Genomic DNA, 15,376 nt, shown 5'->3' on the forward strand with positions numbered 1-15,376 from the left:
ATAACAGTCATTTGGAGGAGAATTATGAAAATCACAAAAATTATTGGCCATTATATTCAACTACCTTTGAAAGAACCTTTTATTATTAATTATGCTACTTACGATAGCATGCACTCAGTAATCGTAGAAATACATACGGATACAGGTATTATAGGATATGGTGAAGGCGTTGCTGATGAGCATGTTACGGGGAAAGTGCAGCTGGCATCTATGCTAATCTAGAAATAATAGCGCCTAAGCTTATCGGAGAAAATCCATTAAATATTGAAAGTATTCATTTATTGCTCGATGAAATGATTTTAGGTAATCCCGCATTGAAGGCAAGTATAGATATCGCATTGTATGATATTTTAGGTAAGCACGCTAATTTACCAATTTATCAGCTGCTTGGAGGTAAAACTGTTGATAGACTGGATTACGCAAAAGTATTAAGTGTGAAACATATTGAAGCAACAAAAAAAGATATCGATATTTTACTCGAATCCGGGTATAAGGTTATAAAAGTTAAGCTTGGTGGTAATATATTTGATGATATTCTAAAACTGAAACAGATATTAGAGTATATAAAAGAAACAGATGCAATCGTTCGTGTAGACTGCAATCAAGCATGGTCAAATCCAAAGGCAATCGTACAAGCTTTGAAATCAATAGAAGATTCGAAATTAAAATGGATTGAACAACCATTGAAATATAATGATATTGAAGGCATGAAATATTTATATGAAAATATGAATGTAAATCTGATGGCAGACGAAATGATTAAAGATGTCCATGATTTAGCAAGACTCAAAACACCACATTTTGATTTATTAAATGTGAAACTTATGAAGTGTGGCGGAATTCATAATGCAGTGAAGTTAATACGATTTGCAGAAGGTTTAGGCATTGAATGTCAAATCGGATCAATGGTGGAATCTTCTATTGGTAGTGCTGCAGGTTATCATACAGCAATGGCATTAAATAATGTTAAATCAACGGAACTTACAGGACCATTATTATTCAGTCAAGATATTGGTGATTTAAAATATGATATACCGTTTGTTGATTTAGGTGATGCACCTGGATTAGGTATTACTATCAATAAAGAAACATTAGCAGCATTAACTGTAAAAAAATTTGAAGTATGAATAATTTAATGAATAATAATATTGATAAATAATAATATATAATATAAATAAATTTAAACAATTTAATAAAAAGGGGATTAACATGAATAACACAGATTTTCATGATAGGATATTAGACATTAATCGTGAACTGAATTTAAGAGCTGAAGTAAGTTGGGATGAAGAGAAAACAACAAAATATATAGAAAAGTTATTTAGAGATGAATACGAAGTTCATCGATTTAACAAGACGGGATTATATATAAAAATACCAGGTGAAATTGATAAGACAGTAGCATTTAGAAGTGACATTGATGCACTGCCTTATAATTTTGAAGATGGTTTGAAAGTCATCCATGCGTGTGGTCATGACGCGCATATGACAACTTTGATCGGTCTGTTGTTTAAATTGAAACTAACGAATTATCAACCTAAATATAACTTATTGTTTATCTTCCAGCCGGCTGAAGAAGCTGGAAGTGGTGCAAAATATGTTTTAGAACATGATATTTTAAATGATGTTGAATTTATGTTTGGTATGCATGTCAGACCAAAAAATGAATTAAAAGGAAATGAATTCTCAAGCAGTATTCAGCATGGAGCGAGTGCAACGCTTCACGTAGATATAACAACGACGGAAGGTCATGCGGGTCGACCATGGGAATCTATCAATAGCATTGATATTGCAATGACACTCAATCAAAAAATAAAGGCGCTGAACAATGAAAAAGATAGATCTTATTCTGTGAAGATGACGACGATTGAAACACTTGGAGGAACACATAATACGATTCCCGGCACGGTAAATTGTGTGTTTGATGTTAGAGCACAATACAATGATAAAATGGCTGCTTTACAAGAAAATATAGATAACATTTGTGAAATGATAAAAGGCCAGTATGATTGTACAATAAAATATTATTATACAAGTAATACAGTAGCAGCTGAAGTAAGTGATGAAGCAAGAAATATCTTAACAGAAGTGTTACGTGAACAGCAGCATGATTATATTGAAACGATTGTAACGCCTGGTGCAGAAGATTTTCATACGTATTCTAACACATTACCTGAAATAAAAACGACGATGCTCGGAATTGGATGTAATATGAATCACGGATTACATCATCCTGAAATGAAATATGATAAAGAATCGATATTTACTGCTATTAATATTTATTTTGATGTGATTAAAAAACTAGATAAAAAAGTGAGTTAATTTGGGGGCATTCATTTTCTAAAATGAATGCCTTCATGTATAATTCTAGAGTGTAGGGGGATTGTTATGAAGAAAATGAAATGGCAAGTGTCTAGGATAGAAAATACAATTCCTGATGACTTAATTAAAAAATATAAAATTTCTAGTATCAATCAAAAAATATTAAATGCACGAAATATTATTACAGACGAACAGCTTAGTGATGTTTTTTCTGAAGGGAACATTCATGATCCGTTTTTAATGTTTGATATGGACAATGCAATAGTAAGAATAAAAACAGCAATTGAAAATGGTGAACCGATTCTCGTTTATGGTGATTATGATGCAGATGGTGTGACAAGCACTACAGTACTTGTCAAAACTTTAGAATCCATGGGCGCTATAGTCGGCTGGTATATTCCGAATCGATTTACTGAAGGATATGGACCGAATGAAGATGCATTTCGTCAGGCAGCAGATGAAGGCGTTAAATTAATTATTACAGTCGATAATGGCATTCAAGGTCATCATGAAATTGATGTTGCCAATGAACTTGGAATAGATGTCATCATTACTGATCATCATGAAATTGGTGAGACTTTACCGAATGCTTTTGCAATCATTCATCCGATGCACCCCGAAGGTACTTATCCTTTTGGACATCTTGCAGGTGTGGGGGTTGCATATAAAGTCAGTCATGCACTTCTTGGACAACAAAATGAACAATTTTTACCGTTTGTTGCGATAGGAACAATCAGCGATCTTGTTTCAATGACCGGAGAAAATAGAGCAATGGTAAAGCGAGGCCTTAAAATACTTAATCAGACGCCACCTGTTGGCGTAGCAGCGCTATTAAAACAAGCAGGTTTCTCAGGAATGATAGATGAAGAGACAATAGGTTTTATTATTGGTCCGAGATTAAATGCTGTTGGACGTCTGGACGACGCAAGAATTGCTGCAGAACTTTTACAGCTGGATGACCCTGTGGAAGCAGAATGGATGGCTGAACAAGTTGATAGTTTCAATGTTGAACGTAAAGCGATTGTAGAGACAATTACACAGGAAGCGATGATTGAAGCAGAAGAGAAAATCAGTAACGGTAATCGTTTTTTAGTGCTTGCTAAAGAAAATTGGAATGAGGGTGTCCTTGGTATAGTTGCGAGTCGAATCGTTGAAAAATATAATCTGCCGGCCATCGTTTTAAATATAGATTATGTGAATGATTACGCAAAGGGTTCAGCACGTAGTGTTGAACAGATATCCATGTATGAAAGTCTCGACCAGGCACGAGAATTGATTACAAAGTTTGGTGGTCATCATATGGCGGCTGGTATGACGCTACCAATCGATCATATTGAACAGTTAGAACGTAGTATCAATCATTATTTGGAAAGCGTATTAGACGGTGAACCGATAACTTCCCAGTTAAATATAGATACTGTTATTGATATGGATGATATTACAGTAAAAAATATTAGTGATATTGAATTACTACGACCATTTGGAACAGATTTTAAAGCACCGGTAATAGGTTTATATGACCAGATAATCAGTGAGATTAAACAAATTGGGCAAAATGCGGCACATTTAAAGTTTAAAACAATGTCTGATTTGAATTGTTTAATGTGGAAACAAGGAGACTTAATTAATGAATTTCCTTCAGGAGCTGTTGTTAATTTAGCAGGTTCACTTCAACTCAATGAATGGAATGGCAATGTTTCACCGCAAATGATTGTGCAGGCTATGCAATCAGATAATATTAAAATGATTGATTTTCGTAATGCACATCCAAGAAAATTTGCATTTTTAAAGGATGAACAAGTTGCCTATGTTATTCATCCAGGTCAACAAAAAATCAACGAAAATTACTATTATTATGGCGAATCTGTATTTGGGCATGATAAAATAGTATTTAGGGATATCCCACACGATTTTGAAAGTTTCAAAAGAACTTTTGATACAAATGATGCAGATACTATCTATTTAATTTTTCATAAGAAAAATCAAATTTACTTTGAGGGTATGCCAAGTATCGAAAAATTCAAATTATTATTTAAATGTTTTAAGATGAAGCCAGTCATTGATTTAAAGACAGATGGGGGTTATCTTATTGATTTACTGAAGGTGAAACCTGATACTTTACTATTTATGTTAGAAGTATACAAAGATTTAAACTTTATTTATCAAACTGAATTAACATATCATTTAAATGAAACGATTAAAAAAGCTGAAATACAGTCTTCAGAAACGTATAAAAAAAGATTAACTGCTTTGAAATTAGAACAGACTTTCCTGTTCTCAACATTTGACAGTTTAAAACAACAAATTATGGAATAATTTTAAAAAAATAAATGAATTATATTGTGGAGGCACAAAGATGGATTTAAAAAAGTATATTGCAGAAGTGAAAGACTGGCCAAAAGAAGGAATTAGCTTTAAAGATATAACTACTTTGATGGATAATGGTGAAGCATATGCCTATGCTACAGATCAAATCGTTAATTTCGCACGTGAAAAAGAGATTGATATCGTAGTTGGACCAGAGGCACGTGGATTCATTATTGGATGTCCAGTCGCTTATGCAATGAACATTGGCTTTGCACCTGTTAGAAAAGAAGGTAAATTGCCAAGGGAAGTTATTCGTTATGAATATGAACTTGAATATGGAAGTAATGTGTTAACGATGCACAAAGATGCGATTAAACCGGGTCAACGTGTTTTAATAACAGATGATTTACTGGCAACAGGTGGTACGATACAAGCAACGATTAAATTAATTGAGCAATTAGGTGGAATTGTTGCGGGTATTGCCTTTATTATAGATTTAAAATATTTAAAGGGTATGCAGAAGTTAGAAGGATACGATGTTTTAACATTGGTAGAGTATGAAGAGGAATAATAATTTACCGAAAAAGATTGAGTAGCACTAAATTGACTCAGTCTTTTTTATATTTCATTTAAAAATCAGTCATAATATAGTATTATTAATACATTATAAAAAGAGGTGGTGATAGAATGAACAATGAATATCCATATACAAAAGATGATGTTCTTGAGATGACAAAAGCTTACTTATCTGATGAGGACTATCAATTCGTTGTTAAAAGCTATCAACTTGCCGAAAAAGCTCATACAGGTCAATTTAGAAAAAATGGTTTACCATACATAATGCATCCTATTCAGGTAGCTGGTATATTAGCTGAGATGAAATTAGATGGGCCGACAATTGTTGCTGGATTCTTACACGATGTTGTGGAAGATACACCATATACGTATGAGGATTTAAAGGCAATGTTTAACGAAGAAGTTGCATATATCGTAGATGGCGTTACAAAGCTAGAAAAAGTGAAATATCGTTCAAAAGCAGAACAGCAGGCAGAAAACCATCGTAAATTGTTTATTGCTATCGCAAAAGATGTGCGTGTTATCTTAGTTAAACTCGCTGATAGATTACATAATATGCGTACATTAAAAGCAATGCCTCACGAAAAACAAGTACGCATTGCAAAGGAAACATTAGAAATTTATGCACCACTTGCACATCGTCTTGGGATCAATACGATTAAATGGGAATTAGAAGATATTTCCCTAAGATATATTGACAGTATACAATATTTTAGAATCGTCCATTTAATGAAGAAGAAACGCAGTGAGCGAGAAGCATACATAGAAAATGCCATTGAAAATATTCGCAAAGAGATGGGAATTACGGGCATCCAGGGGGAAATCACTGGCCGTCCTAAACATATTTATAGTATCTATCGTAAGATGGTTAAACAAAAGAAACAATTCGATCAGATTTTTGATTTATTAGCGATTCGTGTATTAGTTGACTCAATTAAAGATTGTTATGCAGTATTAGGATTAGTTCATACATTGTGGAAACCGATGCCGGGAAGATTCAAAGATTATATTGCGATGCCAAAACCAAATATGTATCAATCCCTTCATACTACAGTTGTCGGACCAAATGGTGATCCATTAGAAATACAGATAAGAACACATGAAATGCATGAAATAGCAGAACATGGGGTAGCTGCACACTGGGCATATAAAGAAGGTAAAACATTAGTTAATCCAGATGAAGCGAAAAATTTAAGCAAAATGAGCTGGATGAAAGAAATTGAAGAAACAGATTCTACATCACCGGATGCTGAAGCATTTATGGAATCACTTAAGTATGATCTACAGTCGGATAAAGTATACGTATTTACGCCGGAAAGTGATGTTGTAGAATTGCCTATTGGCGCTGTTCCGATTGATTTCGCATATGCAGTACATAGTGAAGTCGGAAATAAAATGATCGGTGCGAAAGTAAACGGTAAAATCGTTCCGATTGATTATGAGCTTAAAACGGGTGACATCATTGAGATTAGAACTTCAAAACATTCTTATGGTCCAAGTCGCGACTGGTTGAAAATCTGTAAATCAGCTAGCGCTAAAAGTAAGATAAAAAGTTTCTTTAAGAAACAGGACCGTTCGAGCAATGTAGAAAAAGGAAAGTTCATGATTGAAGCAGAGTTAAAAGAGCAGCGTATCAATATAGATGATGTGATGATTGATGAAAATATAGCTGTAGTGATTGAAAAATACAATTTCACATCAATTGATGATGTATATGCTGCTGTTGGATTTGGTGGATTAACAGCATCAGCAGTAGTTAATAAATTAACTGAAAGACACCGTATCAAAGAAAAGGAACAAAAGTTAAATCAAGTACAGGAAGTTAATAAAACGTTAAATGTTAAACGTGATATTCAGACAGAAACTGGTGTTTATGTTGAAGGCATGGACAATATGCTGATTAAATTATCAAAATGTTGTAACCCTGTACCAGGAGATGACATCGTTGGTTATATTACAAAAGGTCATGGGGTAAAAGTCCATCGTACCGAATGTCCAAATGTCGTAAATGAAACTGAACGTTTGATAGATGTAGAGTGGGTAAAATCTTCAGAGAACAAGACTTATCAAGTAGACTTAGAAATCACAGCATATGATCGACTTGGCTTATTAAATGAAGTATTACAAGCCGTAAATGCAACGAAAACAACTTTAACACAAGTTTCTGGTAAAGCTGATATCGATAAAAATGCTAAGATAAATATAAGTATTATGGTGAAGAATGTCAGTGAACTGATGCGTGTTGTTGAAAAAATTAAGCAGTTGAGTGATATATACACAGTAACTAGGATATTAAATTGAGGTGTCAAACATGCGTGTAGTATTACAAAAAGTAAAACAAGCTTCTGTCACTGCAGGAGATTATTTTCAATCCATTGATCAAGGTTACTGTTTGTTGGTTGGAATAGGACAAAATACGACAGAAAAAGATTTAAATGCTGTTGCAAAGAAAATTGCCAATACCCGTATTTTTGAAGATGAACATGGAAAGATGAATTTATCAATTAACGACGTTGGTGGCAAGATTTTATCGATATCACAATTTACTTTATATGCAAATGTCAAAAAAGGTAATCGTCCAAGTTTTACAGATGCCAAGACGCCTGAAATAGCGAAAGAGATGTATGAAAAATTTAATGAAATATTAAAAGGACATCAACTTGAAGTTTTTCCTGGTGTATTTGGAGAAATGTTGGAGATATCTTTAATTAATGATGGTCCTGTAACGATTATTTTTGAGAGCGTTGAGGGGAAGATACAATGAAGAAGATTGATTTAAGACCTATCCAACGTTCAAGAGTTTTAAGACTACTGATTTTAGCTTTTGTCACAATATTATTGATTGTCTTATTATTTTGGTTGTTTACGAAGCAGACTAATAAACCGACAACATTGGCGATGATTGAAGATGGCGCCCTTCGCACTGGACCACAAGCGTTTTATCCTATTATTTTTGATGTTAAAAAGGGTGACCATTTTGACATTATAAAACATACCGGGAAATGGTATTACGTTGATAATGGAGAGAAAAAGGGATGGATTGCAGGATGGCACACAAATCTTAATATAAAAAAAGATAAGATTGCTGGCACTAATCCATTTAAAGATAAAGTCATCATGATTGATCCTGGTCATGGTGGAAATGATCAAGGTGCTTCAAGTAAAGACGGTACGATAGAGAAAGTGATTACTCTGAAGACAAGTTTAATGCTGAAACAGAAGTTAGAAGAAGAAGGTGCTACTGTTTTGATGACAAGAAACAGTGATGAATATATCAAGCTAAAAAATAGAAAAGGTGCTGCAGATGTATTTATCAGCATTCATGCAGATGCTTTAGAAGCATCTAGTCCACATGGTTTAACCGTATATTATCATCATGATAATCAAAAGGTGCTTGCCGACACATTGCATATGGCGATTAAACAAAAAGCACTGTTATCTGATCGTGGTGTTCGCCAGGAAAACTTCCAGGTGATACGTCAAACGAAGACACCTGCAGTTTTATTAGAACTGGGCTATATCAGTAATCCTACCGATGAAAAATTGATGAATGATAAAGTGTACCGTCAAATTATTACGACAAGTATTGTTGATGGTCTGCGTAATTACTTTTTATATTAACTTGACTTTAGCAGATTAACTTAGTAATATAAACCTATTCAAACTTAACAAATACCGTTTTAGTCTATCATTTATAGGAAATTTATTGAATAGAGACATCTATGCTGCTGAAATTAGATGATAAATTCTTATAAGATGTAACAATAGATGAGGTTGTGATATGAAAGTATCACCGTTTTACATGCGTTAAATGTACTAGAGTGGGTACTTTGTACCAATTAGGGTGGCAACACGGAAAATTTTACGTCCCTTATGCATTATTTATAATGCATAAGGGACTTATTTTTTTAGGAGGAAAATTTATGATTAATATACCAAGAGGAACACAGGATATTTTACCGACAGAAACTCCGAAGTGGCGATATATTGAAGATAGATTACATGCAATTGCTGCATCATTTAATTATAAGGAAATTCGTACACCAATATTTGAATCGACAGATTTATTTGCGAGAGGTGTTGGTGATACAACAGACATCGTACAAAAAGAGATGTATACATTCAAAGATAAAGGTGATAGAAGTATCACACTGCGTCCTGAAGGTACAGCAGCTGTAGTTAGAAGTTATATTGAGAACAAGATGAATGGTGATGCGAATCAACCAATTAAATTATATTATAATGGTCCGATGTTCCGTTATGAACGTAAACAAAAGGGACGTTATCGTCAATTTGTTCAGTTCGGTGTAGAAGCAATAGGAGCAGAAAATCCTGCTTTGGATGCTGAAGTCATCCATATGGTGTATTCGATCTATAAATCATTTGGCTTACAACATATTAAAATTGTATTAAATTCAATTGGTGATCTGGAAAGCCGTAACATCTATAAAGAAGCATTAGTTAAGCATTTTGAACCACATATCGAGCACTTCTGTAATGATTGTAAAAATCGATTACACACAAATCCAATGCGTATTCTTGATTGTAAAGTTGACCGAGATCAACCATCAGTTAAAAATGCACCAAAAATAACGGAATTCTTAAATGATTATTCTATAAATTACTATAACGAAGTTAAACGTTATTTAGATATTTTAGAAATACCTTATGTAGAGGATGCAAATTTAGTGCGTGGCTTAGACTACTATACCCATACTGCATTTGAAGTAATGAGTGATGCTGAAGGATTTGGTGCAATTACGACATTATGTGGCGGTGGCCGCTATAATGGATTATTAGAAATGCTAGACGGTCCGAAAGAGACGGGTATTGGATTTGCTCTCAGTATTGAACGTCTGTTACTTGCAATCGAAGCAGAAGGTATCGAGCTTGAAATTGAAGAAGCAATCGACTTATATATCGTTACAATGCCTGAAACAGTGGATGCCGGAATTAAGATTTTAGCAGATTTACGTAACAACGGTATTAAAGCTGATATCGACTATTTAAACCGTAAAATGAAAGGACAAATGAAACAAGCAGATCGAATTCATGCCAAAAATACGATTGTGCTTGGTTCTAATGAACTTGAAAGCGGTAAAATAAATGTGAAATCGATGGAAACTGGTGAAAGCACCGAAATTGAGATTGAAAAACTAGCATCATTTATAAAAGGAGAAAAATAACATGGAGAAAAGAACAACATACTGTGGATTAGTTACAGAAGAATATATTGGACAAGAAGTAATATTAAAAGGGTGGGTACAAAAACGACGAGATTTAGGTGGATTAATTTTCATTGATTTACGTGATAGAGAAGGTATCGTGCAAGTTGTATTCAATCCAGATTTCTCTCAAGATGCATTAGCAATAGCAGAAACAATTCGTTCTGAGTACGTTGTTGAAATAAGAGGAAAAGTAACGGAGCGAGATGCAGCAGTTGTAAATCCAAAAATCAAAACTGGAAAAATTGAAGTTCAGGTTGCTGAAGTTAACATTATCAATAAATCTGAGACACCACCATTCCAAATCGAAGCAGAAACTGATATTTCTGAAGATATCCGTTTAAAATATCGTTACTTAGATTTACGTCGTGAACCACTTGCGAATACGTTTAAGATGCGTCATCAAATTACAAGAGCAGTACGTAATTATTTAGATGAGTCAGGATTTTATGAAGTTGAAACGCCAGTACTTACAAAGTCAACACCAGAAGGCGCACGTGACTATCTAGTACCTTCACGTGTGCAGGAAGGTAAATTCTTTGCGTTACCACAATCACCGCAAATCTTTAAACAGTTATTGATGATCGGTGGATTCGATAAATACTATCAAATCGTTAAATGTTTCCGTGATGAAGATTTACGAGCGGACCGTCAACCCGAATTTACTCAAATTGATATCGAGATGAGTTTCGTTGATCAGGAAGATGTGATGGCGATGAACGAAGGTATGCTGGCACGTATTATGAAAGACGTGAAAGGGATTGAAATTACTACACCATTCCCGCGTATGACATATGCTGAAGCAATGCGTGATTACGGTATTGATAAACCTGACACACGTTTCGATATGAAATTAAAAACATTAAATGACTTAGCTTCTAAAATGGACTTTAAAGTATTTAGTGAAGCAGTGAAAAACGGTGGTTCAGTAAAAGCAATCGTCGTAAAAGGCGCTGCTGATAAATATTCAAGAAAAGATATTGATGCATTACAAGAGTTCGCAAAAATTTACGGTGCTAAAGGGCTTGCCTGGGTAAAAGTTGTAGAAGATGGATTAAACGGGCCAATTGCTAAATTCTTTGATGAAGCTAATACAGCAGAATTAATTAAACTTACTGGTGCTGACAATGGAGATTTAGTATTATTTGTCGCTGATAAATCATCGGTAGTAAATGCGAGTCTAGCAAACTTACGTAACAAATTAGGTAAAGATTTAGGATTGATTGATGAGAATAAATTTAATTTCTTATGGGTGACAGATTGGCCACTATTTGAATATGACGAAGCGTTAGATCGTTACTTTGCGGCACACCATCCATTTACTGCTCCAAAACCTGAACATTTAGAATTATTGAAATCAAATCCTGAAGCTGCTGAAGCAAATGCTTATGATGTTGTATTAAATGGTTATGAATTAGGTGGAGGATCTATTCGTATCCACGATCAGGAAGTTCAGGCACAAATGTTTGAAGCACTTGGCTTTACGAAGGAAGAAGCGGAAGAACAATTTGGTTTCTTAATGAATGCATTTAAGTATGGTGCTCCACCACATGGCGGTATTGCTCTTGGATTAGACAGAATGGTGATGTTACTTGCAGGACGTTCTAACTTACGTGACGTTATTGCTTTCCCTAAAACAGCATCTGCAACTGATCTTCTTACAGAAGCTCCAAGTGCAGTAGCAACAGCACAGTTAGATGATTTACACATTGCATTAAACATTAAGGAAGCTGCTAACACAGAAGAAGAAAAAGAAGATTCGAAATAGTTGCAAATAAATAAATATGTGATATTATATAGTCATAAGATAGGTGTCTGAAGAGTTCGATGTTTGTTTATTCTATTTTGACCTAACACTTTTTGATCGGGAGTCTAATAGGTTTTCTTTTAGCGCACACGCCTCACATGGAGGACTTGCAAAATTAGAAACGGGACACCCACCTGTTTATAGCAGGCCAAAATGATCAACACTTAAAACGACGGCTCACTTGGATACTATCGTAAGGCGAGAGACTTTTGTCTCTCGTCTTTTTTTGTAATGATTAAAGCTTACTAATATGATAGGATATATTTATTGACAATATGGAATGGAGAAATGAAATGAAACATCAATTTTCAAGAAATGAACTTGCTTATGGTAAAGAAGGTTTAGAAGCACTTAAAAACAAAACAGTTATGATATTAGGAGTAGGTGGAGTTGGATCATTTGCTGCAGAAGCACTTGCAAGAACAAATATCGGACACATTATTCTGATTGATAAAGATGATGTGGACATTACAAATGTTAACCGCCAGATTCACGCATTAACTACGACGGTTGGTCAGTCAAAAGTTACATTAATGGAAGAGCGTATTAAACTCATTAATCCTGAATGCAAAGTTACACCGCTACATATGTTCTATACAGATGAAACATATGAAGAAATATTTAAATATGATATTGACTATGTTGTAGATGCAAGTGACACGATTATGTATAAAATTCATTTAATGAAAGAATGTTTAAAACGTAATATTAAAATGATTTCAAGTATGGGAGCTGCGAATAAAACAGACCCGACACGCTTTAAAATTGTAGATATTTCAAAAACACATACTGATCCAATGGCGAAAGTTATCCGTACAAAATTAAAGAAAGAACGTATTCATAAAGGGGTTCCTGTCGTATTTAGTGATGAAAGTCCAATCGTTATTCGTGAAGATGTAAAAGCTTATGTCGGAAATGCAGATGCCCCTGTAAGAAAAGCGCAGATGCCGCCATCAAGTAATGCTTTCGTACCAAGCGTTGTTGGGCTGATTTGTGCCAGCTGGGTTGTCAATGATATATTAAAAGATTATCCGGTAGCACGTGTAAAAGATAGATGATAGTTTAATAGTTAATCTTAAAAAGCTGAAGTAAAATCAATGATGATTTCACTTCAGCTTTTTGTATGATACAACCTTAAATTTACCTTAAAAGTTGTTGCTAAAAAGTAAATGACTGGATTTATCATGTATGATAAATATAACGGAGGTGTAAAAATGGAAGAAAATCAATTTAGTTTACAGGTTAGCAATTTAAATAAGACGATTAACAAAAGGCACATTATCAAAGATTTAAACTTTGATGTAAAAAAGGGTGAAGTATTTGGCTTTTTAGGTCCGAATGGTGCTGGTAAAACAACTACTATTCGAATGATTGTTGGCCTTACGACACCTACTTCTGGAGATGTTAAAGTTTTAGGACGTTCGGTATTAAAGAATCGTAGTGAAGTCATGAAAGATATCGGTGCAATCGTTGAAAACCCGGAATTTTATCCATTTTTATCAGGTTTAGAAAATTTAAAGCAATTTGCAAGAATGCAGGTTGGAATTTCAGAAGAAGATATTGACCGTGTCGTCAAGTTAGTAGGACTTGAAAATCGGATTAAAGAAAAAGTTGGACGTTATTCATTAGGTATGCGACAACGTCTGGGCCTTGCGCAAGCGTTGCTACATAAGCCAAAAATATTGATTTTGGATGAACCAACCAATGGTTTAGATCCTGCGGGTATACGTGAAATTCGTGATTATATTAAAAAGCTTGCCCGAGAAGAAAATATGTCAGTTATCGTATCAAGTCATTTAATGAGTGAGATGGAACTCATGTGTGATAGATTTGGGATAATTAAGAATGGACAGATGATTCGTATTGAAGATGTTAACACAGTTGTTACTGCGAGTGATATCGTAAAACATGATTTTGATGTCTATCCAATCGATCAGGCAGTTAAGTTCCTAAATGAAAAAGGTGTGCCATTTAAATTGAATAATAACATGCTAGCAATTGACATTGCCTCAAAAGATGTACCGCAACTTGTACGTGATCTTGTAAAAGCTGATGTCGATATTTATGGTGTTACAAAAGAAAAACTTTCACTTGAAGATCGCTTCATGGCATTAACAAAAGAAGGAGGCGGTAGCATTGTTTAAGTTAGTGATAAATGAATTTAATAAGTATTTTAATCGCCTTGGCACATATATCATGTTAGGAATTATATTAGTCTTTATGTTGATTGGTGTATTTTTGAACATGCAGTTTAGTGGTAAATACGATAATAAAACGTATACAGATAACTGGAAAACGGAAGTTAAACAGGATATCGTAAAGTATGAAAAACGTCTTGCAGAAATTTCGAAAAAAGAAAATGATAAAAAGTCTATGAAAGATATTACTGATGAAATGACACTTGGCGAACGTATGTCGAAATTGCAGTACTATCTAAAAGAAGATGTAAAACCACCAGCTATCAATAATTTTTATCAAAACTTATTAGATACGGGTAGCTTTATATCATTTGTAACAATTATGATTGTTATTATTTGTAGTGGGCTAATGTCACGTGAACACCAGCAAGGAACAATTAAATTATTACTTATTCGACCTGCATCAAGATTAAAAATCTTTTTCTCTAAATATATTTTTGCAATTTTAGCGTCAATTTTATTTTTAGGCTTTACTTATTTAATGTCGGCTATTATCTTTTTCTTTACGACAAAAATGAATCCAACTGCTCAACTTGTGGTTCAAAGTAACAAAGGATTGAAAATGATAAATGTATTTGAAGTACTTGGTCAGCAATTATTTGCAAATTTTATATTTATTATTACGTTTGCGATTTTAGCATATGCGCTATCAGTTATCTTTAAAAATACAGCACTAAGCTTAGGTGTAAGTTTTGCATTCTTATTTTTCGGAGATTTACTCATTTTGTTCTTACAAGGTAAAACGAAGTTATTAGAATATTTCTGGCCGGTCAATTGGAACTTATCACAATATTTACCGACAAATCCTTCGAAACTTGTTGATAAAGATTTATCATTTGGTTTTAGTTTAACGTATGACATTGTAATATTATTGATTATTACAGTAGTCGCAGCATGGATCTTTAATAAAAGAGATGTAGCAAACTAATAAACAAGCATTG

General features: G+C 34.0%; 13 protein-coding genes and 1 other RNA gene. All 14 read left to right on the forward strand.

All coding sequences use genetic code 11. The features are described from left to right. Window positions 1–24: 24 nt before the first annotated feature. The 14 genes from JJJ02_RS13285 (at window position 25) to JJJ02_RS02000 (ending at window position 15,363) form a co-directional block, all read left to right on the forward strand. Window positions 25–222: a hypothetical protein gene (locus tag JJJ02_RS13285; protein ID WP_255724755.1), complete on the forward strand. Its 198-nt coding sequence runs from the start codon at window positions 25–27 to the stop codon at window positions 220–222. Window positions 223–242: 20 nt separating this feature from the next. Then, complete coding sequence (locus JJJ02_RS01940; protein WP_396614714.1) at window positions 243–1,127, forward strand: mandelate racemase/muconate lactonizing enzyme family protein; 885 nt, start codon at window positions 243–245, stop codon at window positions 1,125–1,127. Window positions 1,128–1,209: 82 nt separating this feature from the next. Next, window positions 1,210–2,322, forward strand: coding sequence for an amidohydrolase (locus tag JJJ02_RS01945; RefSeq protein WP_111715291.1), 1,113 nt, complete (start codon window positions 1,210–1,212; stop codon window positions 2,320–2,322). A gap of 60 nt (window positions 2,323–2,382) precedes the next feature. Continuing rightward, on the forward strand, window positions 2,383–4,638 hold the full coding sequence (gene recJ, locus JJJ02_RS01950; protein ID WP_372486730.1) for a single-stranded-DNA-specific exonuclease RecJ: 2,256 nt from the start codon (window positions 2,383–2,385) through the stop codon (window positions 4,636–4,638). 40 nt (window positions 4,639–4,678) lie between these two features. Further along, complete coding sequence (locus JJJ02_RS01955) at window positions 4,679–5,200, forward strand: adenine phosphoribosyltransferase (protein ID WP_239242815.1); 522 nt, start codon at window positions 4,679–4,681, stop codon at window positions 5,198–5,200. Between the two features lie 116 nt (window positions 5,201–5,316). Next, complete coding sequence (locus JJJ02_RS01960) at window positions 5,317–7,506, forward strand: RelA/SpoT family protein (RefSeq protein WP_239242814.1); 2,190 nt, start codon at window positions 5,317–5,319, stop codon at window positions 7,504–7,506. Window positions 7,507–7,516: 10 nt separating this feature from the next. Next, a complete protein-coding gene (dtd, locus tag JJJ02_RS01965; RefSeq protein ID WP_239242813.1) occupies window positions 7,517–7,969 on the forward strand; it encodes a D-aminoacyl-tRNA deacylase in 453 nt (150 codons plus the stop codon). Beyond that, a complete protein-coding gene (locus JJJ02_RS01970) occupies window positions 7,966–8,826 on the forward strand; it encodes an N-acetylmuramoyl-L-alanine amidase family protein (protein WP_239242812.1) in 861 nt (286 codons plus the stop codon). The genes dtd and JJJ02_RS01970 overlap by 4 nt, the downstream gene beginning before the upstream one ends. A 302-nt stretch (window positions 8,827–9,128) precedes the next feature. Further along, the gene (gene hisS, locus JJJ02_RS01975; protein ID WP_239242811.1) at window positions 9,129–10,391 is read left to right on the forward strand and encodes a histidine--tRNA ligase; all 1,263 of its coding nucleotides are present in this window, start codon (window positions 9,129–9,131) and stop codon (window positions 10,389–10,391) included. Between the two features lies 1 nt (window position 10,392). Then, window positions 10,393–12,198, forward strand: a complete 1,806-nt coding sequence (gene aspS / locus JJJ02_RS01980; RefSeq protein WP_111715280.1) for an aspartate--tRNA ligase — start codon at window positions 10,393–10,395, stop codon at window positions 12,196–12,198. A gap of 41 nt (window positions 12,199–12,239) precedes the next feature. Further along, a non-coding RNA gene (gene ssrS, locus JJJ02_RS01985) (6S RNA) lies at window positions 12,240–12,429 on the forward strand. A gap of 101 nt (window positions 12,430–12,530) precedes the next feature. Next, window positions 12,531–13,295: a tRNA threonylcarbamoyladenosine dehydratase gene (locus tag JJJ02_RS01990; protein WP_240837076.1), complete on the forward strand. Its 765-nt coding sequence runs from the start codon at window positions 12,531–12,533 to the stop codon at window positions 13,293–13,295. A 156-nt stretch (window positions 13,296–13,451) separates the two neighbouring features. Beyond that, the gene (locus JJJ02_RS01995; RefSeq protein ID WP_239242808.1) at window positions 13,452–14,381 is read left to right on the forward strand and encodes an ABC transporter ATP-binding protein; all 930 of its coding nucleotides are present in this window, start codon (window positions 13,452–13,454) and stop codon (window positions 14,379–14,381) included. Next, a complete protein-coding gene (locus JJJ02_RS02000) occupies window positions 14,374–15,363 on the forward strand; it encodes an ABC transporter permease subunit (protein WP_240837077.1) in 990 nt (329 codons plus the stop codon). Before JJJ02_RS01995 ends, JJJ02_RS02000 begins: the two co-directional genes overlap by 8 nt. Window positions 15,364–15,376 lie beyond the last annotated feature (13 nt).

Source organism: Macrococcus sp. PK (genome assembly GCF_022501545.1).
Classification (GTDB): Bacteria; Bacillota; Bacilli; order Staphylococcales; family Staphylococcaceae; genus Macrococcoides; species Macrococcoides epidermidis.